A 24,725-nucleotide genomic window follows, 5' to 3' on the forward strand; every position below is an offset into this window, starting at 1 on the left:
CAAGCAAGGCTGATACGAGATTCTCCCGAGAAGAACGGAGGCGTAGCCAATTTCGGCGTTCGTCCGCATCGGCGTCTGCTGAGTGATCGGAATAAAGCTGTTCGTTACGCTCGATTTTTCCAGTATGAACCATTCGGGAAAGTGTAGGTTTCGATTGATTCAGGCAGCATCTCAATGCTGTACCCAGGAGCCTGTGGAGGCATATATTTCCCCATCTTCATCACGACTGGATCTTTGAAGTGTTCGTGCAAGTGCCCGGCATATTCTGTCAGGCGATCTTCCTGTGAACCGCTGACAGCGATGAAATCGAACATCGACAGATGCTGGACGTACTCACACAGTCCGACTCCGCCCGCATGCGGGCAGACCGGGACGTCAAACTTGGCGGCCATCAGCAAGACCGCCAGGACTTCGTTTACTCCTCCCAGACGACAACTATCGATTTGACAGACACCCATCCCCCCCGATTGAAGGAACTGTTTGAACATGATGCGGTTTGCACAATGTTCACCAGTCGCGACTTTAATTGGAGCAACCGCTTTCGCAATCGCAGCATGGCCGAGGACATCATCCGGTGATGTCGGCTCTTCAATAAACCATGGTTTGAACTCGACAAACGATTTCATCCACTCAATCGCTTCTGTAACTTCCCAGACCTGATTGGCATCGATCATCAATCGACGATCCGGGCCGATTTCCTCGCGAATAATTCGGCAGCGGCGAATGTCATCTTCCAGATTTCGACCGACTTTTATTTTGAAGCAGTCCCAGCCCTGTTCAATACAACTGCGACATAGGTCCCGCAGTTTTTGATCGGAATACCCGAGCCATCCAGCGGAGGTCGTGTACGAAGGAAAGCCATTCTGCGCGAGGGCATCAATCCGTTCTTGTTTCGAGTCAGCGAGATTTTCCAGAAGCGTGACTGCCTCTTGCGGAGTGATCACATCGGTGATGTATCGAAAGTCGATGCAGCTGACGAGTTGTTCCGGAGTCATTTCTGCCAGGAGACGCCACAGCGGTTTTCCCTCGACCTTGGCGTACAGGTCCCACACCGCATTGACAACTGCAGCTGTCGCCAGATGAATTACTCCCTTTTCTGGACCGACCCAGCGAAGCTGGCTGTCCCCGGTGATGTGCTTCCAGAAACCTGCCATATCTTCTGTGAATGATTCGAGCGTTCGACCGACAATCAGGGGAGCGAGTGCTTCAATTCCTTTCGCACATAGCTCGTTGCCGCGTCCAATTGTAAACGTCATTCCGTGTCCAGAAACTCCGTCTGGGGAATCTGTTTCCAGGACAACATAAGCCGCTGAATAGTCGGGATCGGGATTCATCGCATCAGAACCATCGAGCTGTTCCGAGGTCGGAAATCGAATATCAAACGGCGTCAGCTTTGTGATTGTGATGGGCATGTCTTGTCTCGAACCGGGAATAAAAAAAGCACTGTCGACAGATTCGCTGTCGGCAGTGCTGAGATTTTATCAAATTCTTCTGAATTTTGGGTTACGCAGCCTCTGCGTCATGAATCGATTCTGAATAAACCAAACTATAAATCTCGTCGGCAGCTTCGTCGAGAATGGCTCGAATGTTTTCACTTTGAATACGAGACATCATTTCTTCAATCGATGCGACAGTTCGATCAACTTCGTCGCTCGAAATGACTTCGTAGCCAGTGGTTTCTTCTTCCATAGGAAGAACTTGCTGCTCATCAAGTTGCGGGAGTTCAGACATCAACTAGACCTCCAATGTCGTTTGATAGGAACCCGAAAGGGAGTAGGGAAATGGGTATGGTGATTCGAATCGCTCCATCGCCGATGCTCTGTCTAGTCGTTCTCACCATCATTAACACGTGAGAGGTCAAAGCTCAGGTCGGGTTCAATTCTCTCTGCGATCAATGCGCCTCCAGCGATTGATGCATCAACTTTACTTCTTCTTTGCTGATTTCTTTTTTACTGTTTTCTTCTTAGCAGCTTTTTTCTTCGCTGTCGTTTTCTTCTTTACAGAGGCTTTCGTCGTCTCTTCAGTGTTTGATTTTTTCTTTGCAGCTTTCTTTTTAGCTGCCTTCTTTTCTACAGGTGGCTTTTTCGCGGTCTTCTTTGCAGCTTTCTTGGCTGTCTTGGTCTTCTTAGTTGTCTTTTTTGGGGTGCCGCCAAAGATTGCGTCCCATCCATCGCGAAAATTTTCGTTCGATCCTGTGTGAACCGTATATCCTGTCATGAGTCCAAATTACTTAGCTTGCGAATTCACCTCTCTGCGTATCGCCGATACTCTCGGCAACACAATCACGTTTCTCGCTTCAGAGGAAGTGAACTCAAAATCGGGTCTGTATGTGTTGAGGCGGGATCGTAAAGTGAAAGGATCAGTTCCTCAATTGCGAATTCGATTTTACGAAAGATCGGAATCGTGTTGCAATTTATGATGTAGAACTTTTCTCGTCGCCGAGTTCGGATTCTTTCTGGCGACGAATTTTTTTCCCGAGGTGCGGGCCTTTTAACAGTTGGTCCGTTGATTGCTCAATACGAATCATACGACCACCCAGATATTCGATTCGTTCTGTCACTTCATGAGTTGTTTGCTGCATTCCGCCAGAGACGAGCGTGACAATTCCGAGCAATAACAACATTTGTCCAGCGGTTGAAAGTAGCCATCCCGTCGAGGCGTATTGCTCGACCATTCCAAAGTAGCCCCACAGGACCAAGACTGTTCCCACAGTTAAAACACCGACACCAGCGTAAGCCATCAGTTGCCCCCAAATGACTTCCGATCGCCCAGGACGAGATTTTGATTGTTTAGCTGCCGCAACGACGTCGAAATGCGGTGCGGGAGCCTGAACGTGAGCAGAGTGCGAATAGTGCTCTCGCTGACTTTCAGTAGCTTCAATCGTTTCACGTGCTAATGGAATCGGATCTTCGATCTCTTCATCGTCGTCCTGAAGTTCAGCTTCGTGCTCATTATGAGCCACATTCCCGACGACTTCTGCCATCACTGATTCTTGAGGCGTGGTCGGTGGCTGATTGACTGGCGACTGATCGACAGGTGGAGACGGTATCTCGGGGAATTTTCGTAATGTTGGTGAATGGGCGGCGTCTATGCGAAATTTTGGTTTCTTCTTTTCGTTTTGGATCGGCTCAGCAACCTGCTCAACAACCGGTTCTTCCTCTTTTAACTTGCTTAATGCATCTGCGAGAGAAGAACCTTGAGGGGAAGCGTCTTGATCGGAAGCAACGACATCAGCGGCCGGTGATGTCACGGGCGAAACATCCTGTTTCGGTTCTTCACTGGGCGTCTCTGGAGGCAACGATTGTCGATCGCCAACAAGCTGTTGCTGTTCCTCAGCCCATTTTTTCAGCAAGTCCCGGGCGGACTTTGTTTCCGGATGCAAACTCGGCGCGAACACTTGGCGCATCGATTCACCACAAGTTGTACACTTGAGAACTTGCCCATCTTCCGAGATTTCGGCGGCGACGTCGTCCTGACAGCTAGCACACCACATCAATTCAAGCCTAACACTAAAGTTGTATACGTTCGTCCACTTGTTTAGATTGACCTTTCGAGCCTCAAACCATGCTCCTGACTTCAATCTTGTAGACCGTGAATTCACTGGAAAGCACAATGAATCATGGCTGGATATGGAAGAAATAACACGTAGCCCAAAATCAACGCAAGACCGCTTCAGCTGGTCTGTGGAATCAGCGGGATTCCCCGATGAATCTTTCATCTATTTTTGACGTCAAAACGCGACAGCGTTTGCAAAATATCAAAAGCTGAGAGGAGGGCGTTCAGAGAGAAATTTGTAATCGCAGGAGTGGCGGTTGATTCGAATTTTTCTCGTGCAACTTCTCATCGACAGAAGCAGTTTGCTCTACCGACTCTCCGAGTGGTACACAATCCACCAATGAAATTGCTGTTCACTACGAGGCAGAATCCGGACCCAGGTTCGAAAATGCTCTATCCCTTTCAGAGCTTTCAATCAGAACGGAAACGGTTTGGGGATTCCACTCCCATCACGATTCGGACGACGTTTCTTTCTGGGTTTACGATTCTTGTCGGGAGCGTCCAGCTCAAGTTCTATAGGGACCCGTTGAATTGGGAGACCGAAGTGGTACAAGATTTCATTTCTTTGTTGATCTTCGATCTTGTCCGCAATCCAGTGTTCGTCTCCCTTTTTCCAACCGACAATTTCTCCATCAAGATACGACACACGATTTCCAGCTAGCCCGGGAATACGTTTCCCCGAACCGATGATCCCGGTCAGGTTAAGGGGATCGGCAGCTGAAATCGTCGTCAGTTCCGGCGTTCCATCAGTATCGCGGATTGTGCGGAGTTCCCGGATCGCTTCACCAGTTGCGAACTGTTCTCCTCCAACACCTTTTATGAATCGGCCCCCTCGGATTTCTCCTCTGGCCTCGAGTCGGCGATAAACCCTCAAGAGTTCCCACCACTGAGGTGAAAGCGGTTCACGCAGAACGAGGTCGCGAAAGACCACGCCCCAGCGGCGAATCAGTTGCCAGGCCCATTGCTCAACAACTTCTTCGTCTGAGATGTCATGTTCTTCCTGATTCCACAATGTCCAGCGACCGATATTGACAGCTGGTTTTCGTTCACGATGGAGTGTGGAACGCCGACGTGATTTTTTCTCATCCGCTTGTGTCCGTGTCAGCTTGCGTAATCCTGCAAAACCATCGGCGGTGATCCATCCGCGCGAGACAAGCTCGCCCAGTCGTTCGTCAAGCTGAGTCGGCAACAGGTTTGTCATCTGTAATAAGTCACGGGCGAACAATGCTCCTTGAGACCTGAGTAACTCTAATATTTCGACTGAGGAATCGCCCAGGTTTTCTTCGACAGGATCATGGCTGCGAGACGTCAACCAGGGGAGATCTTCTCGAAGGAAGAGTGAGATCGGAACCGCACGTGTGACAGACGCCATCGGCTTTCCGGCGGTTCTTTTTTTCGTGACTGGATCGAGACGGCCCCAGCTGATGTCACCAGTCAAACAAAGTTCGTCCAGCCAGGCGGGAACGTATGCTTCAACTCGTAACGGGAGCAGACTCTCTTCCCAGGCGGCGGACGACAGGTCGAGCCCCTGCAGCTGTGAGATAGATTCGAAAACACCGTCTGCGCCCTGACGCCGGTGACCGGCGACGGCTCCGTGATGTCGGGCAAGAAACTTGTGATAAACAGGGATCTCGACCGCTTCGATTTCTTTTCGCAGTCCCGAAATGGTCCTTCGATGAATTCGAGCGAGCAATCGCCGATGGCACCATTCAATCTTTTCGGATTCGCTATCGATATTCGGATCATAATTCAAGAATCGGCCGCGGAGGACGATTCCCTCGCCCTCGAGTGCAACTAGACTCGCGAAGACTTGATTGACTGGAAGCTGTAAGGCTGAGGCAATTTCAACCGCTGTGACGGGGCCACTCGTTTCTATCAATCCGCGGAGGACAGCAACCAGAGAATCGACATCATTCCAGTCCTGCTTTACGGTGCTGGGGACGTTGACTTCGCGGTCGGTCTTCAGGTCTTTCCAAACCAGAGAGACTGCTGGCCATCTTTCGACGGGAACCCAACCGACGAATTCAGGTTCTCCGTTCGTCTGGCGGCGGATCACTTTTATGATGCGACCGGAATCGTTTAACGATTGCAGGAACTCAAGATACTCCGAAGACTGAAAGCAGAGTTTCGTCGCAACGAGCTTCTCATCGTCATTGACGGGAATCAGGAAGCGGCTCACCAGGGCATCGTGAAGTTCATCTTCGTTGCGAATCAGCGGTTGGACTTCATCAACAACTGAGCGAATGGCCTCAGGGTCCAATTTGCCCAGATCACGTACCGATTCAACATTAAGAGAACGGCGAGTTGAGACGGCACGAGCGCGGCGTTCTTGAACTTCACCACCATCCAGAAATGCATACGGATTTGCGTTCAGCAGTTCATAAGCAAACGGGGAAGGTTCACGAGTGTCTCGGGCGACGTAAGTGACCTCTTCGCCGTCGACACGTCTCAATAAATCCACAAGGCCATCGATGTCGAGTGCTTCTCGCAAGCAGTCTTCCATCGTTTGTTTAACAATCGGATGATCTGGAATTTCATGGTCACCCACAATATTTTCCTGACAGCCGGTCAGCTTCGGAAAGACGGCTGTCAGTAAATCCTCGGTTCGGAACCTCTGAAGTGCAGGGGGGACTTTCTTTCCGTTCTTCATTCGTGCAACAAAGAGCGACCTTGTCACATTCCACCGCCACCGCAAATGAAACATCGGAACAACTAACAGAGCTTGCTCCAGAAGATTTTGAGCGTTATCGACTCGCATCATTGGGAACAGGCTTTCAATCGGAAAGCTGTGCTGTGGCCCCAGAGAAAGGATGAAGCCGTCGTCGTCGGCGGAAGCTTGAAGTTCGAAATCGAAAGAGCGGCAGAAACGTTTCCGAAATGCCAGCCCCCAGGCACGATTGATTCTTCCCCCGAACGGAGCATGCACCACGAGTTGCATCCCCCCCGATTCATCAAAAAATCTTTCGAAGACAACTTTTCTGGTCGTTGGAATGACCCCAATGGCGGCACGCTGTGCAGCGATGTAGGTGACGATTTGCCAAGCTGCGAACTCGTTGCATTCAGTCTCCGCCTGCAACCATTTGACCAACGGTTTCCAGTGTTGTGGTTGTTCCTGATTGAGCTCTTCAGCAGAGGGTTTGATCTGTTCCCGAGATTTTTCGATCTCGATGAGACGCGATTCGATCTCGGCGCGTAAGTTCGAAACCTCTTCGGAGAGTTCGATCGTTCTGCCGGGAGCCTCGCCTCGCCAGAACGGAATCGTCGGCGGAGCTCCATGTGCGTCAGCCACGATGAGGTCGTTCCCCCTCAGGCGTTGAATTCTCCAGGAAGAATTCCCCAGCAGGAAAATATCCCCGGCAGAGCTTTCAACCGCAAAGTCTTCGTCGACCGATCCAACGACAGTGTTTTCATCCTCAAGAATGACTCGAACAGAATCAATCTCAGCGATCGCTCCGGAGTTGTTCAGAGCAATAAGGCGAGACGCTTTTCTTGGCTTGATGATTCCGTTGACATGGTCATGATGGATGAGCGCTCGACCGCGGCTTTCATGTTCCGTCAGTCCGTTGCTCAAAATATGAATGACGCGATCAAAGTCTTCTCGCGATAAATTTCGATAAGGTGACGCACGTGTGAAGCTGTTGAAGATTTCATCGACGTCCCATTCCTCGTTGCAGACTTCACCAACAATCTGTTGAGCGAGAATATCCAGAGGAGCTTCCGGGATGGGAATGACATCCAACCGCCCCTGTTTGACGGCTCGGATCAGTCCCAGGCATTCAATGAGTTCATCACGTGTTAAGGCAAACAATCGACCGCGCGGGACAAGTCCGAGCGCGTGCCCGGATCGGCCGATTCGTTGCAGAAACGCAGCGATGGATCGGGGAGAACCGATTTGAATCACGAGATCGATATAACCGACATCGATGCCGAGTTCGAGGGATGCCGTCGCAACGACCGCTTTGAGCTCTCCCGATTTCAAACGTTGCTCGGTGCTGAGCCTGTGTTCTTTTGACAATGAACCGTGATGGCTACTAATCGCGTCTTCACCCAAAATTTGGGAGAGTTGATGGGTGAGACGTTCAGCGAGTCGTCGGGTGTTGACGAAAATAAGCGTGCTGCGATGTTCGTTGATAAGTTCAACGATGCGATGATTGACTTCTGCCCATTGCTCATGTGAGCAGACGCAAGACAACTCGCTGGGAGGAATTTCAACCGCCAGGTCGAGGTCACGCGTATGACCAACATCGACGATCTGGCAGTCGATTCCAGTTCCTGCGTCTTTGGGAGGACGGTCACCGACAAGAAACTCTGCGACTCGCGAAATCGGTTTTTGAGTCGCTGACAAACCGATCCGTTGAAGTGGTTCCGGAACGAGTGCTTCAAGACGTTCGATAGACAATGCCATGTGCGAGCCACGTTTGTCGCGAACAAGAGCATGGATTTCATCAACGATGACAGTTTTTACCGTCCGAAGTGACTCGCGGCTTTTTTCACCTGTTAGCAATAAAAACAGGGACTCCGGGGTTGTCACCAAAATGTGTGGTGGCTTCTTCACCATTTTCGAACGCTGATACGAAGTCGTATCTCCTGTTCGGAGTCCAACCTGAATCGGCGGAACATCGAAACCCTGAGCGATCGCGAGTTCGTGAATTTCCTGAAGCGGACCGGTCAGGTTTCGTTCCATATCGTTCGAAAGTGCCCTGAGCGGAGAGAGGTAAACGACCTGCAATCCCTCCTCAAGTTTTCCGTCGACTGCGTCTCGAAATAAGCGGTCTATGATCGCCAGGAAGGCTGTCAATGTTTTTCCGCTCCCAGTCGGGGCGGCAATGAGAGTGTGATCCCCGCTGGCAATGTGTGGCCAGCCTTCTTGCTGCGGGTCGGTGGGGTGGTTAAAGCGAGACCGAAACCAGTCCTGTATCACTGGATGAAACAGAGAGAGTGCATCGTCGTTCACGTCTGAACGTTCTGGCATTCTTGGGGCTCTTAGGCAAATCTAATGCTGTTCTTCCCGTGCTGTCTCATGACGAGGAGTCTATGAAATCATGAAAATGATCTTCACGAGCATGGCAAGTATTGAACATGCTCTCATGAAGAATCAGATCAAACAAAATCTCAACACGAATCCGTCATGACGTTTAGGAATCGACACGGATTTCAAAACGCATACGGGAAGCGAGAGGAGTCGTTCATGGTTGAAGCGAAAACTCCTTTGCGACTCGCATTCTACGCACTCATTTCGTGTCCGCCAATTACGACTTCAAATCCAAGATCCTTGACCATCTCGAAATCCTGCTCCGGTGTTTGGCCTTTGGTGGTCAGATAATCACTGACAAACATGGAATTAGCTGCGTAGAGCCCCATTGCCTGCATTGATCGCAAATTGACCTCACGTCCTCCTGCGATGCGAATTTCTTTGTCAGGGTGAGCCAGACGAAGTAGACAAACGATTCTTAAACACTGTCGTGGATTGAGGTCTTCCCGGTTTTCCAGCGGTGTCCCGTCGATGGAATGCAGGAAGTTGACCGGAATCGACTTGACGTCCAACGACTGCAATTCGAAAACGGCATCAATGAGATCTTCTTCAGTTTCACCCATTCCAGCGATGAGCCCGCTGCACAATTCCATCCCCGCACTTTGAGCAACTTTCAGCGTGTCGATACGGTCTTGGTAAGTATGCGTTGTGCAGATCTCTTCGTAATAGCGGCGTGATGTATTCAAATTGTGATTGATTCGATCGACACCGGCATCGGCGAGTCGCTGCGCCTGATCTGGTTTCAAGAGTCCCAAACAGGCACAAATATGAAGTCCATGCTCGTTTTTGATTTTCTGGACGACATCACAAACGTGGTCGACCTCGCGGTCGGTTGGGCCTCGACCACTGGCGACAATACAGTATGTTCGTGCCTGTGTTTCGGCAGCCTTTTGAGCACCTTCAAGGAGCACACGTTCGTTTGCAATCGTGTACTTTTCGATGGGAGCATCTGAAACGATTGACTGCGAGCAATAACCGCAGTCTTCCGGGCAAAGTCCACTCTTTGCGTTCTTGAGATAGTACAACTGAACCGTGTTGCCAAAGTGAGTCCGTCTGACGGTATAAGTCGCTGCTAAAAGTTCGAGCAATTCTCCATCGCTTGATTGAAGAATTTCAAGTCCCTGTTCACGCGTCAGAGGTGAACCGGAAAGGACTTGCTGACTCAACTCTTGCCAGCGAGATGTCAAAGGGGCTTCAACTGGAATCATTTTCGTAAACTTATTTGCTCTAACAAAACCTGAACGAGACTTCGAAATCAGAGTGAATTAAAACGAAACTCGAGGTGTTGTCAGCCGTTCTTATTAGGAAGTCGAAATTCTGAATGAAATGAACGATGTGAAATTGTGAACCGACGCATTTGAATTGACTTGAACCCGTCGGGAGCGCGGCGTCATGAGCCGCTGGACTTTTTCTTGGCAACACGTTTTCCGAGTGGAGCGTCTGAACCGGCGCCAGAACCTTGCGATTTTCGTTTTTCGAGAGCTTTTTTTACAGATTCGATGAGAACGTCCATCGCGAAAGGCTTCCGCAGGTAGTCGACAGCACCCAGCATTTCCGCATACGCCTTGTGCCGTCCCCCCTCGTTTGCGGTGATCATAATGACACTAGGAGGATTGTCGATAGTTTTCAGGTATTCCAAAACCGGAAATCCACCCATGCGAGGCATCATCATATCGGTGATGACCAAGTCTGGATTTTCGTCCTGAATTAATTTTTGGCCATCGACACCATTTGTCGCAGTGAAGACACGATAACCAATCTCTGAGAGGACCGTTTTCAGGGTACTCTGAATTTCTCGATCATCTTCGATGAGAACAATCCGTTCACCGGACATGTTTCACTCCTTCTCGCAACAGGAGTTGCACTAATGACTTTATCGTACCTGTCGCCCGCATCTTATGTCGATGTCACAGGAGACTCAAGACGCCGATGCAACTCAAATCCGAAACACTTCCATTGCTGACGCAGAAGAGAGGCTCAATTGCTGGCGTCGGGAAAAAACTACTTAATCGGAATCGCGAAATCTCCCTGCATGTCTCGCCAGACAGAGTGAATATGATTTGCAGGATTGCCGGCAGCATCAGGCTGCGTATTGACGAATTCAATCAGAAATGAAGGCCCTTGAACTCGGTAATAATGTCCGATTCCTGGTTTTGTCGATCCCGCCCAGGCGAAGTGGATTTTATTCAAACCATGATATTGTAAAGCATCAATTCGTTGTTTTGCGACCTGGGGCGGCATCGCATTCGCATATTCCTCAATGAGGTTCAGCAGAATGCCTCGCTGATCGGTTGTCAGTTGGCTGTAGGGAATTCCTTCCGGGGCAGCCGTGGGAGGCTGCGGGCTTCCAGCGTCTCGAATTTCTACGAGAGCTTCCTTAGCAATAATTCCGACTTCTTTTTGCTCTTCGCTGAACGAATTGACGAGATCAAAAGCCAGGGTTTCTTCTTTTGCGAGGACGCGTGTGCCGATTTTTACGCCGACTTGATTTTCGGTCTTCACAACGGCTGGGTTGGAGGCGAAAAACTGGGGTGTTGTTGAGATCATTTTGTTGTTCTCAACGACAAAGTTCAGCGACAGGTGGTGTCCCTCAAATGAAAGTCCCCATTTCGAATCCTTTGCAGGCGTTCCGAAAATTGTGAAGTAATAACGTTCGTGATCGCGTGCCCAGCGCCGCTTGTCGCCCTCAATTTCAAAGAGGAGCTTCTCCAGACCCATAATTTGAGTCGTTTTGCTGTAGCCCATTTCGCTTAAGGCAGCTTTCAGCACTTGATGTGCTTTTTCCTGCTGCATTTTGTTCATGTGTTTAATTTGCAGCCCTTTTCGCTCAGCTTTTGGGATGAAATGCCATCCCAACCGCTCTGGGTTGCTGTACTCCATGAGGACTGTTTTTTTCTGATCGGCGTCTAAAGCGTCAATCAGAGCGATTGCGGCGTCGGTCATGGTTTCACCAGGACCTGAGGCTGCAAAATAAGTGAGTCCTACCGAAGAAAGGATAAAAAGTGAGCCGAGAATCGTCATTATTGAGCGTCGCATGGCGTGGGAGCCTTTCGATCAGATTTTCAGAGGCGGGAGTTCTCAGGGGAAGACAGATTTCATGACTTGTGAGTTTAGGTCTCCTTCGATCAATTGTCACGGCTACATGAGAAATCAGGCGTCTTCAGCAGACTTGTCGTGATTCTCCAGAGAGCTTCGTTTCTGATGGGTTTTCCAAAGCAGATTGCAATGTTAAGATAAAAACGGCATCGCGGGTCAAACACAATTTGCTCTGAATTCTGTCCTTGGCACTCAAAATGCTTATCGAGAAAGCTCGTTGAGAGAGTACGATCATTGAGGTACGTCATGACCTCATGTTGCCTCCGAATACAATTCAAGGATTTTGAGTCAATCCATGGTTTCTTCGACCATCTCCAATCTTGAAAATTTACTCATCAATTCGCAGCTTGTTTCACGACAGGACATCGCGGAGTGCCGTTCCGATGTCCACGGCGGCACAGATGAAGAGGAATACTTCCAGATACTTGAACGGAAGCAATTTCTCACGAGCTTTCAAATCAGCCGGATTCGCAAAGGAGAAACTGCGGGGCTCGTTTTAGGCGGCTGCAAACTACTGTATAAAAATGCATCGGGCAGTTTTGCACGTGTTTACCGAGGGGCACGAATCGCTACAGGTGAAATGGTCGGCGTCAAGGTTCTTCGAGACCACTGGGCCAACGATCCCGCCACGATTCAACTTTTTAAGCATGAAGGTCAAGTCGGCAAGAAATTAAAGCATCATAACATCGTCCCGATCTACGATGTCGACAGCCAAGATGGTTTCCATTACATCACAATGGAATTTGTCGAAGGCGGAAATCTGCGGGATTTCATCAAAATCCGCAAGAAACTCGATCCCGTTGAAGCTTGCCGGTACACGCTCGATATCGCTCGTGGTTTAGAGTACGCCATCAATCAGGGTGGAATTACTCACCGCGACATGAAAACGACTAACGTTCTGATGAGTAGTCAGGGAGTCGCCAAGCTGATCGACTTTGGACTCGCGGCCGACAACTCATTCTTTAACCGTCCGGGCAGCCCCGATCTCGCTCAGGCTGTCGAATATATCACGATTGAAAGAAACACTGACGCTCCTCCCAATGACCCACGGAGCGACCTGTTTTTTGTGGGAACGATCCTCTACGAACTGTTGGCTGGGGAGCCTCCATATCCACGGACCCGTGATATCGACGAACGCAAGCGATTCGGTCGATACCGTGATATCCGCCCCATTACAAGCATTCTTCCGAATCTGGATTGGAGTGTTGCCGAGATTGTCGATCGGCTTTTACAAATCAGCCCTGCTCATCGATACCAATCTGCCCGGGATCTCGCGGAAGAAGTCGAGAATGTACTGAAGAAGCTAGGTCATCAGCCGACTCCCAAGAAAACTTCTTCAGAATCAGATGGAACGAAAACGATTCTGTGTGTCGAGCACCGTCCGAAGCGGCAAAATGTTCTACGGGAATATTTCTCCAAGCATGGCTTCAGGTTATTGCTGTTGAGCGACATCGAACGTGCTTTTAATCGGATCAAGAACAATCCTCCGGATGGAATGATTCTGTTCGAAGATGCTATCGGAGATCGGGCAATTGAAGACTTCAAACGAATTGTCTCGATGTCCCGAGGAGGAAATCTGGCGACAGTTTTGGTTCTGGCTCACGAGAGCGCCGGCTTGGCAGATGAATTGAACGCGATGGATGAATCAGCAAAAGCGCTCGTTCAGCCGATTCGGTTAAGGGATCTGCGGAAAACTCTGCAAAAAGCAGTCGGATTGACCGTGGAGTAACGGCAGTTGTGTCTGACCTCTCCGATTCAAAAAAAACGGAACTCATGCGGAATCTGCAGCGGCGAGCAGAACTTCTCAACTTCGTGAGGCAATTCTTTTCCGAGCACGGATACTGGGAAGTCGAGACTCCGCTGATGATGAGTGAGTCTTGCATTGACCGCTGGCTGGACCCCTTTGGCTTACAGGTCTTTGAAAAAACATGTTTCCTGCAAACTTCTCCTGAGTTCGCGATGAAGCGAATGCTCGCTGCCGGTGCGGATTCAATCTTCCAAATCTGCAAAGCCTTTCGAGACGGCGAAGTTGGGGATCATCATAATCCCGAGTTCACCATGCTCGAGTGGTATCGTCAATCGACGCCCCTTGCGGAGCAAATTAAATTTGTTGAGCAACTGGTCCAGGGTTCGTTGAATTTCGCTTCTGAGAAAAAGTGGATCGCGCCGATTCAAAGCTTTCCACAATTCCAAACATTGACTTACGAAGAAGCGTTTCAGAACTCACTAAACATTTCTCCGCATGATTCATCATGTGAAACTCTGCAAGAGCTTGCGGTTGCGAATGGATTCCAAATGGCTTCAGGCGAAACAGTTGATCGAGACGATCTTCTGAACTTCTTGTTGGCGACGATGGTTGAGCCCGATCTTGAGGAGATGGAAGCGGTCTCGCTGGTCGATTATCCTGCCACACAATCTGCGTTGTCCAAGACTGTGAAACGTGGAGAGCATTTCGTCGCAGAACGGTTTGAGATGTACCTGCACGGCCATGAAATCTGTAACGGATATCAGGAACTGACCGATCCTGTTGAATTGCGGCGGCGCATGCACCTGCAAAACAAAAAAAGAATTGCAGACGGTAAGCCTGAACTGCCGGTCGAATCAAAACTTTTGGAAGCGATGGAACGCCAAGGCCTGCCAGAAAGTTCTGGTGTCGCGCTGGGATTCGATCGACTGGTGATGATTTGCCTCGGTTGCTCGTCGCTGAAGGATGTTCTCGCTTTCCCGTTCAGTGAAGTTTGAACAAGTGCTGCGTATAAACGGTCCTATAAGCTGAGAGTAGAAGCTTCCTCTGGTGGAACGCGTTCTTCACGGGCAAACGGTCGAGCAGACTGCTTTAGAAGTATTCATCATCCGACAGTAAGTCTTTCTCCGAGAGCAGTTGATGTCCCTGGTCTTTCAGGATCGATGCGGCTTGATCTACATCGTCGACATACACCGCAATCGCACCTCTTCCATTTCGTCGATACAGCAGTGGGTAGGTGTAGCTGATGTTGATTTCAGCGGAGACTAATGCCAGAAAAATCGAGACAAACGGTTGCGATTCATCAGGGAGTTCGACGCCGAGAATGTCGTTCTCAATAAAATTGAGATCGGCGAGCTCAAAAATTTCGCGAGCCCGATCTGTTTCATCGACCATGATTCGAGCGACGGCGAAATCGACGGTATCTACAACGCTGAGCGCCAGAATTCTCAGGTCGTGCTGTTCGATTTGCTTTAACAACCGGTGCAAGCTGCCAACGCGATTCTCCATGAAGACGCAAAACTGACGTAAGCACGGCCAGTCTCGTCCCCGGAGAGTCATTGGTTCGATCGGAATGTCATCATCAAATCCAGAAGGCATCAACAAACTCCAGCGTCATGCAATTTTGTACACGTTTGCGTGCAACCTTAAGAGATTACATAACTTCGGTCAAATCCAACAGGCACTTCATTCGGTGGAGGCAATTTGCTCCATCTGGTGTCCGCGAAGGGGGGGGCTTTTGGCAGAGAAACTGCCTTCTGAAAAACCGGGTTCTACAAGCTGACTTCAAATCTCATCTCAGGTCCAGTTGAAACTGGGCCGGTACAGGCTTCTTGTTTTTGAGGTCAGCTGCCAGCATTTTCGCTGGCAAAATGCGTTCTTCACAGGCACATGGTAGAGCAGGCTGGTCTAGTATCGGAATCCAACACGTCCGATGAATTGACCATCTGTGTCGAAGCTATTTCCGGGTGAGGTGTATTCGACTTTTCGATCGAAGACATAACCTCCCTCAATAAACGTGGTGACCCAGCCAGCTTCCCAGCGGAGTCCGCCGACAACTCTCCAGTCACTAAATTGGACTTTCGCAGAGTCATCTGTGCTCATCGGGACAGGGCCAATTCCGACTTCATACGATTCGACGTGGTATTCACCTTCGACATACATCCAGGTCGGAACTCCATTTGGTGTTCCCAGGAAGACTGTCGCACGTGGTTTTGGGAAGAGAAGACGGAATTCCCAGCGATCGTTCGGAGTCCAGACTGCCCCCGCATATGGGAGAAGCAAGTCATCAACACGATCCCAATAAGTGACTCCCAATACCCACATCCAGTTTGGATTTGCACGAAGATACGCCACTGCACGACCATCAAACTGGATGGCATCGCTGGAGACGGACTTCTCAAAAGATGTCGCGACAGCAGGAGTAAATCCGAACTCAAATGTACATCCGCCTGGGGATGTTGTTTGCAGTGCGAGATCGAGACCAAAGCGGTAAAGCGATCCTGGCAGGTCGCGAGAAGGATCACCCTGAGGCCCTTGCAAACTGCGATAATTGAATTGAGGAGCCATTGAGTAGACCCAGCCTGCAGCAGAGGGGCTAGTGTATTCAGACTCCAAGTCGACTTCCAAGACTTCCAGGTCCCCAATGGCTGGGGAACTTGTTGCAGATGAAGGAATCCAACCGACGTCTGCCCGGGTTTGCCAACCAAACCTCTTCGGCTGTGGGCCGAACACACCGTAACCATAGCTCGGTGCTATCGGTCCCGCAGGTGCGACAGCAGCTCCACCCAACCAGGGGTCTTGCGTGATCGGGCTCGGATAGCCTTGCTGTCCATAAGGTTGAACGACTGTCCCACCACCCATCATCGGGTCGGTGTAACCCGGTTGATAGTACGTCGTGTTGTCCTGCGGAGGGGGAACGGTTAGCGGAGCTGAAGCCGCAAACTGCCCACCGGTCATTGGACTTTGACCACGAACGACATATCCACTCGGTTGAGACAATGCCTGCTCAAATGGATTTGAATGAGATTCTGGAGCAGCTGTTGTCAAACTGGCTGCCAATGCAAGGAGAACGGAAGTGCTCACGGAAGCATCCTCGTCGTGAATTGAAAATGAGAGGGATGGTGGGGGGCTTGAAATCTTGAAGTGATCCGAACTTTCCTGAAAAACGAAAAAATCGTCAAGATCGTCTCAAGTCTACAGCCGATTCTGCCGCACGCTGCGTTGGGGGTGAAAACATATTGGAGAATTTTGAGCGGTCACAAATTGCTATGGGGATACAACTTACGATGTTCAAGGGAAGGGAGGATTAAGAATTGTCAGAAGTACAATTCCAAAGAAGTTGTTAGAAATTGGTTGAAGTTTTGAGTCATGGGGGCGTTCGCTCCAAGCCAAACTCGCCGATTCAGAATTGATGTCGTTTGGCAACAGACCGGTTCAACAGATGCATCGTGATGCGAATTTGCTCTCTCGACTTCTCAATTTCAAATGTTTTTAATCATCAAACCGCTGAGGTGGTAACTTTGACGAAGTCCCGATCCGAATTCTCCTGAATCAAGGATTTCTCTTCGTTTGAGAGCTTGTTGAGGTTTTTGGATCAACTGTCAATCAGTTTGCGTTCAGATTGGAAACCACGATGAACTGGAAGGTCAAAGCCCACCTTCTCGCCGCACTCAGTCGAATCCCTGCCGGAAGTCAGATCTACCATTCGCTTCAACGTGTCGCTGGGACAAATCGATTGCAACTCGACCGCGATCTGAAACGCGCTTTTGAACTGATTCAGCTTGTGCAGGAATCTGGACGTTCTACAGAGAAAGCCCGGGTTCTCGAGATCGGAACCGGTTGGCGACCACTTGTTCCGTTTGTCATTTCTCTTGCTGGCGCGGAACAGGTCCACACTATTGATGTGAATCCCTGGTTGACTCACGCTTACGCAATCGAGACCTGGACTGCTCTTCAGCCACGTTTAGAAGAGATCGCCGCCGAAGCAAATTGTCCGATTGCTGATGTCGAACAACGGTACAATTCCGTCGACACGCAAGCTCAATCGCTTCCAGAATTTTTGAAACAACTCAATATTACCTATTGCTATCCCGGTGACGCTCGCTCAACGGGTCTGGAATCAGAGTCTGTCGATTTGATTGTCAGTTCGAATGTGCTGGAGCATATTCCACTCGATATTCAAACGGACATTCACAAAGAGTCGCACCGAATTCTGAAGTCGGAAGGGATTTCCGTCCATCGCTTTAATCCCCAGGATCATTACTCCACAGTTGATTCTTCAATCACTCACGCAAATTTTCTTTCGATGAGTTCAGAGAAATGGAACTGGTACGGAGGGAGCGGGCTTGCTTACCACAACCGCCTGCGGTCTCGTGACTATCGTGAGATGTTTGAGCAGGCGGGGTTTGCTCTGCCTGTTTGTCGCGAGCGAATTGATCAGCGATCACTCGCTGCGATTCAGTCGGGGGAGCTAGTCGTTCACGATGAATTCTCGAAGTATACGCCGGAAGAACTTTCGGTGGACTACATGTGGGTCGTCGCCGAAAAGCAATCAGGAAAGCCACCAGTAACAGCACTCTCGCAAGAAACTGCCAGTTTCGAGCCAGCCACGCGAGAACAACGACACGAGCCAACGGTCGGTTGACCATTCGTTTGATTCATTCCTTTTTTTTAATTGAGACAGTCGGGTCGCCAAAGGATAAGGCCGAAGAATGAGTACCTTTCTGCAAATCTCGATGTGGACAGCCGTCGGTTTGGTATTTTACTGCTACGTCGGTTATCCAATTCTCCTTGGAGTTCTGGTGCGACTGTTTGCGAAGGCCCCAAAAGAGAACTCCGGTCCATCGAGTTCAAAGAACGACCAGGAATTGCCGTTCGTCTCAATCATCATCGCTGCCTACAAAGAAGAGAGCGTGATCTTACAGCGTCTCCAAAATGCAGTACTGATGGACTATCCAGCAGACCGGTATGAAATCCTCATCGGGTGCGATGGAGACGAAGACACCACAGGAGAACTGGTCGCGGGCTTCGATGATTCACGAGTTAAGCTTTGCCAGTATCCCAAACGTCGCGGGAAGCCGTCAGTTCTCAACGATACTGTTCCACAGGCGCAGGGGGAGATCCTCGCCTTTTCGGATGCGAATACGTTCTGGGAGCCGAATGCGATCCGGCAACTGGTTCGACATTTTCAAGAGGATCAGCAGGTCGGTGGTGTCTGCGGTCAGCTACGTCTGACAGACCCACATACCGGCGAGAATGTCGACGGTATGTATTGGAAATTTGAAAACATACTGAAACGCTGGGAAGGGCGATTCGGGAGTCTGCTCGGCTTCAACGGAGCTATCTACGCGATCCGTAAAGAGTTGTGGGAGCCGATCCCTCCCAACTCAATCGTTGATGATTTTCTCATTGGGATGCGTCTGCATTTGAACCGTCACAAAATCGTGTTTGATGAAACAGCTATCGCCAACGAAGAGAGCGCCCCAACCATAGGGGCAGAATTTCATCGTCGAGCCAGAATTGGGGCAGGGGGCTTCCAAAGTTTATGTTGGTTATCACCGCTGCTGAGCCCGAAGTATGGAAGTGTCTGCTTTGCTTTTTGGTCACACAAAGTCTTGCGATGGTTGTGCCCGATGTTTTTGGCTGTCGCATTTATCACGAATCTCTGCTTGTTGGACAGTTTCGTCTACCAGCTCACGATGCTCGCTCAGTGCGGCTTCTATGGTGTCGCGATTCTAGGTCGCTACCTGCAGGGGGCTGGGAAAGTGACACGACTCACTCGGCTCACGACGATGTTCACCGAGATGAATCTGGCACTCTCGGTCGGATTCTGGAGATGGGCCAGCAACCGTCAATCGGGAGCCTGGAAACGAACGGCCCGTTCAAAAGAACTGACGAAACCAGAGATCTCTGAAGAGACCCGAGAGAAGGAACTGGTGTAGGGCCTCGATGATGTGCGTAAATAGGTGTCACGTTCGGAACATGAGATAATGACGTGATGGCCGTCCTTGCGGCCTCAAACTTATTCAAACGCTTGGCTCGTGAGACCAGCTTTCCACTTCGCCACACTCTGGGGCATGCGATGTATCCTGAACCGGATTGGAGCTGCGCGGTTGTGGACGTTTCCGACGATCCGACTCTCTCGTTTTCGAGTTGGTGTTCGTGATCTGCTTCGTGACGAGCAGAATTTCTTTGTTGAAGCGAGTCCTACATGGAGAGATGGGAGCGCAAGCTGCTCTATTCACTCGCCCAGAGTTCGAACAGGAATCGCTCGATAGCCCGCATCGCGTTTTTCATATTCTGGTCAAACTCTCGATCACTTCTACGCTTGGGGCGGAAGCTGTGGTCGCCGTCCGGAGACCAGTGGACCTGGATGTTCTCAGAAAGTTGATAGCCTTCAACTTCGTCTTTTCGTCCGAATGGATCGTTCTCACCTTGCACAATCAACGTGGGAGTTTGAATTTCAGCAAGGTGTTCGGTGCGAAGTTTCTCAGGCTTACCAGAGGGGTGAAACGGGTACCCCAGGCAAACAAGCCCTTGGGCTCGGGATTCGTCTGCGATGAGGCTCGCAATTCGGCCTCCCATCGATTTTCCACCGATCGCAACCTTTTCGATTTGAATCGCATCCAGAACAGCCAGGTATGTCTCTCTTAAAATCGCTTCGCGATCTGGTGGTCTCTTTCTGCCTGTCCGGGAACGCTCTTCCATATATGGAAAGTCGAATCGAACCACCTTGTAATGTAAATTGACAAGACCGGCCGTGAAGTAGCTGAGAAATGTCGACTCAGAACTTTCGCCCGCTCCATGCGTGAGAATCACGCATTTCTTCGCCCGTTTCGGGCCTTCAATTTTTAACTTGGGAGTTTCCATGTGTCGATTCGGTTGGAGATGCAGTTTTTGAGAATCATCGCAGACTCACGAGTCTCTTGGTAGTGTCACAGTTGGCTTTGGAGTGCATCAGAACTGAATAAGTGACGCCAGGCGGACTCATGCATCAAACTTCCTGTTAGCTTTCTCGATAGCCTGATTGTTTTGTATGTCGATGCGTTGTTGCGAAGCAGGACCCGGACACCAACTCGAAAAGCTTGATTGAAGTTTGGGAAACGACCAGTTTGGGAATTGCTCTAAGAACCGACATTCAACCTTCGCAGGATGTTCAACACGGTCTTACTGAACGAAGTCAGTTTCGTGCGATTGTAAAGATCCCCCAGTTTGCGGATGGCTTCGGCCTGTGTCGGGTACGGATGAATGGTGCTACCGATTCCTGAGAGACCAACACCATTTTTGATCGCGACAGAGAGTTCTGAAATGAGGTCTCCAGCATTTTCAGCTACGATGGTCGCCCCAACGATTTGATCGGTTCCTTTCTTCGTGAGAACTTTGACGAAACCATCATCCTGCCCTTCGAGAATGGCTCGATCGACATGCTCGAATGCTTGCGTGTAAGTGTCGACTTCAATCCCCGCGGATTTGGCGTCGTGCTCATACATCCCGACATGGGCAATTTCTGGAGACGTATATGTCGCCCAGGGAACAAGAAGGTCGCTTGCTTTCTTTTTCCCAAACGGTCCGACAGCAAAGAGGGCGTTCTGAATGACAATGCGGGCCTGAAAGTCGGCGGTATGTGTAAACTTGAATTTTGAACAGATGTCTCCCGCTGCGTAGATTTTGGGATTGGTCGTTTGCAGATGATCATTCACTTCGACGCCGTTCTGGTCGTACTTCACATTGACCGCCTCCAAATTCAATCCATCAGTGTTTGGAGCACGTCCGACAGCGACCAGTAATTGGTCGACAACCTGCTCGAAAGGCGTACCGTTCTGCGTCACCGCGACTCGGATTTTTCCATCATCAGTGGGAGAGATCTTCATGTTCTGGCTGTTGAAGATCATGTTCACGCCATCCTTGATAAACTGTGCTTGCACGACAGCTGCGGCATCGGCCTCTTCACGAGAAAGGATGCGGTCAGCTTGTTCGAAAAGAAAGACTTCGCTGCCAAAGCGGGCGAACGTTTGCGCCATCTCGCTGCCGACTGGTCCGCTCCCGATGATGCCAAATTTTTCTGGCAATTCGGTAAGCGAAAACAAGTTTTCATTCGTCAGATACGAGACGGAGTCCAACCCCGGAATCGGTGGAGCGGAGGCGCGGGCTCCACTGGCAATCACTGCTTTCTTGTAGTTGAGTCTGCTGACGGTTCCATCCTGGCGTGTCACAGAAACTGTCTGATTCTCGGCGAATGATCCTTGTCCGAAGAAGACGTCGACTCCAAGGTCAGCGAAGCGGCTCGCAGAATCGGCGGGACTGATTTGGGCTCGCAGTCGACGCATCCGCTCCATCGCTTTACCAAAGTTAAATGAGACTCCTTCGGGAAGGTTCACTCCGTAGGCTTCCGAATCACGAACAGTCGCAGCGACTCTTGCAGCTCGAATCACACCTTTAGAAGGGACGCAGCCAACGTTCAAGCAATCTCCCCCCATGAGTTCGCGTTCAATCAATGCCACACGTGCGCCTAGTCCGGCCGCTCCGGCAGCTGTCACCAAGCCAGCAGTTCCCGCTCCGACCACAACGAGATGATAGTTTTCCTTGGGGGATGGGTTGATCCAGTCAGGCGGATGAACGTTCGCTGCCAGCTCCTGATTGTGTTGGTCAAAAGGTTTCAGCTGGATCATTTCAGAATTCATAAGAGAGCACTTTCAACCAACGGTGTTTCTGTTTGAGTCAGCATATTGATGGAATGAAGAGAGAGTGGCATTTATTGTCCTGCTGCCAGACTCTTTTTGTTCTTTTTGTCGAACAGCTTCATCGCTCCTCGCACAATCAAAGGGAAGAGCCCCAGCATGATGAAGGCGATTAAAATCTGAGTGAGTTGGCTCGGCGTGAAGACTGCGTTGACCCCTTTGTCCGCGAGTGTTTGCAGATCGGGAACACTTGAGCCAGCGTAAACGTACACAGCTGTCCCTGCCAACATGCCGATTTGACTCACCCACCAGAACGTGCTCGTTTTGATGGGAGTCAGTCCCATCACTGCATTGATCACGAAAAACGGAACCGCTGGAATCAGACGTAGAGTGAATAAAAAAAACGGGCCTTCTTTCTCCAGCGATTGATTGAAATTTTCCAGCCGTTCGCCAAATCGGTTTTGAATGGCATCTCGGAAAAGGTAGCGACTCAATAGAAACGCCACCGTCGCTCCAGCAGTTGAGGCAAAGCTGACCAGTAATAGCCCTCGGGCAAAACCAAAGTACCAGCCAAAGCTCAGAGTCAACACCGCAGCACCTGGGAGAGATAATCCGGTGGCAACGACATACAAAAGAAATGCGATCCCAAAGACCATGACTGGATGTTCAGTCTGGAATTCGCGTAATTGAGACTCCTGCTTCGCGAGATTTTGGAGAGATAAGACGTCACCAAATTGGGTATAAGCGACGGCAATCACCGCTCCGACGACAAGTAGCAATACAATTTTTTTTGCTGAACCCGATTTCCCGGCTGTTTCTGCATCGTTCGCTTCCACATCGTTCGTTTCGACTGCCATTTCGCTTTGTCTTCCAGAATTTTCGTTTTTCGAACCATCGCAAAGCACGCTTCGATACTTGTCGTGTCTGTGAGTCTCAATTTCTGATTTCATATTATGGCTTCCGAGACTGCTCGCCACGAGGCAGGACGTATAGACCATAGTTGAATTTGTTGTAGCTTGCTCATGCAGAGCTGGCTCTGTTCTCTGAAATTCGTGCCGATATCGAATTGCAGATCCTCTTGCAGACCTTTTCTGAAAAACGATGAAGCAAATTTACTGAGATTTCTGATTGAAATCTGTGAGGAAGAAAACAAATCCGGGAGCCAGTTCGATTTTTTAGTAGACATCGAGGCAGCGTTGGTACGAGGGGGCTGCTCAAATAATCCCACTGGAAAGGTTTTCTTTTCGGAATGTGAACAGGCTTACTGAGGTGGTAACAAGAGATTCTCAGGATGCAAATTCGATGTCAATAAATCCATTCATGGTCCTGATTTTTTATGTTTTGTAATCACTCTTACAGAACCTCTGGAATCATGAATGTAAGCTTCAGTTCATTGACGAAAATTCGGGAGTAATCATTATCTATATACTCGCTCTAATTTAGACAGGAAGGTGAATTGATGTCACGAGTAAGTTTAAGTTATAGGGATTGCCCAGTTGCATTCGGGTTCGTTCTTGTGTTTGCGCTAAGCGCATCTTCAGTTAACGAAGTCAGTGCCCAAAGTGGAGCCATTCAACAAAATTCAGGGCGGCAGCAGCAGTCACAAGGGACGTTTGAGTCCAGGATGTGGAACTGGCTCGCTAAAGCTCAGTACAAAAACTGGGGACCCATTCCCGGTGTGACGGGCGAAGCCTATGCGAGTGAGCAACCCCACGGTGCGCAAGTTAAGCTTTTCGCTAATCGGACGGCCGCTGCAAACCCAGAATCGCTACCACACGGATCAATGCTCGTGAAGGAAAACTACAGCTCAGATGGATCTTCGCTGCTGGCAATTACAATCATGTATCGCAGTGAAGGGTACAATCCACAAGGAGGTGATTGGTATTGGGCAAGCTATCAGCCCGACGGTCAAATCTCCAAGATGGAGGGAATGTCGATTTCAGGTAAGGTCGGCGTCTGTATCGACTGCCACCGTTCCGCAGAAGGGGATGACTTCACTTTTGCGAATGACAGGTAGATAGCCAAGTGAAACGAAGTGACGTAGGTTGGAGTCAACCTTACCCACATTTTGGGATTATAGGGAGGCTCCGCGGAGTGGCCCGGCCGGCTTGTTCGGTTGGGTCGCTTTAGCGACAAAATGAAATCATCATGAGCTTTCTTTTGAAGTCGGCTTTCAACAAAATCGAAGGCTCGCTGGGTGTTCATTTTGGCAAAAAGTAATTCGGAGAGCGACGCAGGGTGCCAATCAACGCCGTTAACCGTACTTTCTGAATTGAATGAGGTCTTCGTACGAATTGTGGTAATGGTGATTATTTTGTTCGAAGTACTGTAGGGCAGGGCCCCTCTGCCGCGGACGATTAGAGACTTTCTGTCTTACTGAAGTAGTCCAGGCTCTTTTCGCCTGACGCAACATAAAGGTTGTCGAAAACGACTGTAACTATTGTTCAGTGACTGCATGGCAGTGCTCTCCTGCCGCGATTGAAAACTGTCCCTGCCACCCTGTCGATCTTGGTCAGATTGAAGACCACGTCGGAGAACCAGATTGAAAACATACAACTTTAAAGTGTACGCGAGCATTGCATTGCGGCAGGGGAGCCCCAATATTGTTCGGCACTTTTTT

18 protein-coding genes are annotated in these 24,725 nt (G+C 49.9%); 5 read left to right on the forward strand and 13 right to left on the reverse strand.

The genetic code is table 11. The annotated features are described in order from the left end of the window. Window positions 1–104 precede the first annotated feature (104 nt). From ACN0YR_RS15765 to ACN0YR_RS15800, 8 genes are all read right to left on the reverse strand, one after another. Window positions 105–1,412, reverse strand: a complete 1,308-nt coding sequence (locus ACN0YR_RS15765) for an L-fuconate dehydratase (protein ID WP_417850203.1) — start codon at window positions 1,410–1,412, stop codon at window positions 105–107. 91 nt (window positions 1,413–1,503) lie between these two features. Then, entirely contained in the window at window positions 1,504–1,731 is a 228-nt protein-coding gene (locus tag ACN0YR_RS15770) for a hypothetical protein (RefSeq protein WP_417850204.1), read from the reverse strand. A 192-nt stretch (window positions 1,732–1,923) separates the two neighbouring features. Then, the gene (locus ACN0YR_RS15775; protein ID WP_417850205.1) at window positions 1,924–2,217 is read right to left on the reverse strand and encodes an RNA polymerase subunit sigma; all 294 of its coding nucleotides are present in this window, start codon (window positions 2,215–2,217) and stop codon (window positions 1,924–1,926) included. A gap of 196 nt (window positions 2,218–2,413) precedes the next feature. Beyond that, complete coding sequence (locus ACN0YR_RS15780; protein WP_417850206.1) at window positions 2,414–3,406, reverse strand: hypothetical protein; 993 nt, start codon at window positions 3,404–3,406, stop codon at window positions 2,414–2,416. A gap of 564 nt (window positions 3,407–3,970) precedes the next feature. Next, on the reverse strand, window positions 3,971–8,527 hold the full coding sequence (locus ACN0YR_RS15785) for a DEAD/DEAH box helicase (protein ID WP_417850207.1): 4,557 nt from the start codon (window positions 8,525–8,527) through the stop codon (window positions 3,971–3,973). Between the two features lie 251 nt (window positions 8,528–8,778). Then, complete coding sequence (gene bioB / locus ACN0YR_RS15790) at window positions 8,779–9,795, reverse strand: biotin synthase BioB (RefSeq protein ID WP_417850208.1); 1,017 nt, start codon at window positions 9,793–9,795, stop codon at window positions 8,779–8,781. 182 nt (window positions 9,796–9,977) lie between these two features. Continuing rightward, a complete protein-coding gene (locus tag ACN0YR_RS15795; RefSeq protein ID WP_417850209.1) occupies window positions 9,978–10,421 on the reverse strand; it encodes a response regulator in 444 nt (147 codons plus the stop codon). Between the two features lie 167 nt (window positions 10,422–10,588). Then, window positions 10,589–11,623, reverse strand: a complete 1,035-nt coding sequence (locus ACN0YR_RS15800) for a DUF3500 domain-containing protein (RefSeq protein WP_417850210.1) — start codon at window positions 11,621–11,623, stop codon at window positions 10,589–10,591. A gap of 355 nt (window positions 11,624–11,978) precedes the next feature. Between ACN0YR_RS15800 and ACN0YR_RS15805 the strand changes: the two genes are divergently transcribed. Both ACN0YR_RS15805 and epmA read left to right on the forward strand, forming a co-directional pair. Beyond that, entirely contained in the window at window positions 11,979–13,412 is a 1,434-nt protein-coding gene (locus ACN0YR_RS15805; protein WP_417850211.1) for a protein kinase domain-containing protein, read from the forward strand. 8 nt (window positions 13,413–13,420) lie between these two features. Then, a complete protein-coding gene (gene epmA, locus ACN0YR_RS15810; protein ID WP_417850212.1) occupies window positions 13,421–14,425 on the forward strand; it encodes an EF-P lysine aminoacylase EpmA in 1,005 nt (334 codons plus the stop codon). Window positions 14,426–14,519: 94 nt separating this feature from the next. On the opposite strand, the gene ACN0YR_RS15815 is transcribed toward epmA, so the two are convergent. Both ACN0YR_RS15815 and ACN0YR_RS15820 read right to left on the reverse strand, forming a co-directional pair. Further along, window positions 14,520–15,026 (reverse strand): acetolactate synthase, encoded by a 507-nt coding sequence (locus ACN0YR_RS15815; RefSeq protein WP_417850213.1) that lies wholly within the window; start codon window positions 15,024–15,026, stop codon window positions 14,520–14,522. Window positions 15,027–15,335: 309 nt separating this feature from the next. Continuing rightward, on the reverse strand, window positions 15,336–16,511 hold the full coding sequence (locus tag ACN0YR_RS15820) for a hypothetical protein (RefSeq protein ID WP_417850214.1): 1,176 nt from the start codon (window positions 16,509–16,511) through the stop codon (window positions 15,336–15,338). Between the two features lie 550 nt (window positions 16,512–17,061). On the opposite strand from ACN0YR_RS15820, the gene ACN0YR_RS15825 reads away from it, so the two are divergent. After that, the gene (locus ACN0YR_RS15825) at window positions 17,062–18,072 is read left to right on the forward strand and encodes a methyltransferase domain-containing protein (protein WP_417850215.1); all 1,011 of its coding nucleotides are present in this window, start codon (window positions 17,062–17,064) and stop codon (window positions 18,070–18,072) included. Between the two features lie 67 nt (window positions 18,073–18,139). Continuing rightward, on the forward strand, window positions 18,140–19,369 hold the full coding sequence (locus ACN0YR_RS15830) for a glycosyltransferase family 2 protein (protein ID WP_417850216.1): 1,230 nt from the start codon (window positions 18,140–18,142) through the stop codon (window positions 19,367–19,369). Window positions 19,370–19,664: 295 nt separating this feature from the next. On the opposite strand, the gene ACN0YR_RS15835 is transcribed toward ACN0YR_RS15830, so the two are convergent. From ACN0YR_RS15835 to ACN0YR_RS15845, 3 genes are all read right to left on the reverse strand, one after another. Further along, window positions 19,665–20,297 (reverse strand): alpha/beta fold hydrolase, encoded by a 633-nt coding sequence (locus ACN0YR_RS15835; RefSeq protein ID WP_417850217.1) that lies wholly within the window; start codon window positions 20,295–20,297, stop codon window positions 19,665–19,667. A gap of 254 nt (window positions 20,298–20,551) precedes the next feature. Next, window positions 20,552–22,096 (reverse strand): mercuric reductase, encoded by a 1,545-nt coding sequence (locus ACN0YR_RS15840; protein WP_417850218.1) that lies wholly within the window; start codon window positions 22,094–22,096, stop codon window positions 20,552–20,554. A gap of 83 nt (window positions 22,097–22,179) precedes the next feature. Further along, a complete protein-coding gene (locus ACN0YR_RS15845) occupies window positions 22,180–23,055 on the reverse strand; it encodes a TVP38/TMEM64 family protein (RefSeq protein WP_417850219.1) in 876 nt (291 codons plus the stop codon). A gap of 509 nt (window positions 23,056–23,564) precedes the next feature. Between ACN0YR_RS15845 and ACN0YR_RS15850 the strand changes: the two genes are divergently transcribed. After that, entirely contained in the window at window positions 23,565–24,122 is a 558-nt protein-coding gene (locus tag ACN0YR_RS15850) for a cytochrome P460 family protein (RefSeq protein ID WP_417850220.1), read from the forward strand. The last annotated feature ends 603 nt before the right edge of the window (window positions 24,123–24,725 follow it).

The sequence above is a fragment of the Thalassoglobus sp. genome (genome assembly GCF_048270125.1).
Lineage (GTDB): Bacteria > Planctomycetota > Planctomycetia > Planctomycetales > Planctomycetaceae > Thalassoglobus.

Excerpts from the sequence above, each read along its gene's own strand:
- ACN0YR_RS15815 (WP_417850213.1), bottom strand. The coding sequence starts at position 15,026 with ATGCCTTCTGGATTTGATGATGACATTCCGATCGAACCAATGACTCTC.
- ACN0YR_RS15845 (WP_417850219.1), bottom strand. The coding sequence starts at position 23,055 with ATGAAATCAGAAATTGAGACTCACAGACACGACAAGTATCGAAGCGTG.
- ACN0YR_RS15800 (WP_417850210.1), bottom strand. The coding sequence starts at position 11,623 with ATGCGACGCTCAATAATGACGATTCTCGGCTCACTTTTTATCCTTTCT.
- ACN0YR_RS15825 (WP_417850215.1), top strand. The coding sequence starts at position 17,062 with ATGAACTGGAAGGTCAAAGCCCACCTTCTCGCCGCACTCAGTCGAATC.
- ACN0YR_RS15830 (WP_417850216.1), top strand. The coding sequence starts at position 18,140 with ATGAGTACCTTTCTGCAAATCTCGATGTGGACAGCCGTCGGTTTGGTA.
- ACN0YR_RS15765 (WP_417850203.1), bottom strand. The coding sequence starts at position 1,412 with ATGCCCATCACAATCACAAAGCTGACGCCGTTTGATATTCGATTTCCG.
- ACN0YR_RS15850 (WP_417850220.1), top strand. The coding sequence starts at position 23,565 with ATGTCACGAGTAAGTTTAAGTTATAGGGATTGCCCAGTTGCATTCGGG.
- ACN0YR_RS15795 (WP_417850209.1), bottom strand. The coding sequence starts at position 10,421 with ATGTCCGGTGAACGGATTGTTCTCATCGAAGATGATCGAGAAATTCAG.
- ACN0YR_RS15840 (WP_417850218.1), bottom strand. The coding sequence starts at position 22,096 with ATGATCCAGCTGAAACCTTTTGACCAACACAATCAGGAGCTGGCAGCG.
- bioB (WP_417850208.1), bottom strand. The coding sequence starts at position 9,795 with ATGATTCCAGTTGAAGCCCCTTTGACATCTCGCTGGCAAGAGTTGAGT.
- ACN0YR_RS15805 (WP_417850211.1), top strand. The coding sequence starts at position 11,979 with ATGGTTTCTTCGACCATCTCCAATCTTGAAAATTTACTCATCAATTCG.
- ACN0YR_RS15785 (WP_417850207.1), bottom strand. The coding sequence starts at position 8,527 with ATGCCAGAACGTTCAGACGTGAACGACGATGCACTCTCTCTGTTTCAT.
- ACN0YR_RS15775 (WP_417850205.1), bottom strand. The coding sequence starts at position 2,217 with ATGACAGGATATACGGTTCACACAGGATCGAACGAAAATTTTCGCGAT.
- ACN0YR_RS15835 (WP_417850217.1), bottom strand. The coding sequence starts at position 20,297 with ATGGAAACTCCCAAGTTAAAAATTGAAGGCCCGAAACGGGCGAAGAAA.
- ACN0YR_RS15780 (WP_417850206.1), bottom strand. The coding sequence starts at position 3,406 with ATGCGCCAAGTGTTCGCGCCGAGTTTGCATCCGGAAACAAAGTCCGCC.
- ACN0YR_RS15770 (WP_417850204.1), bottom strand. The coding sequence starts at position 1,731 with ATGTCTGAACTCCCGCAACTTGATGAGCAGCAAGTTCTTCCTATGGAA.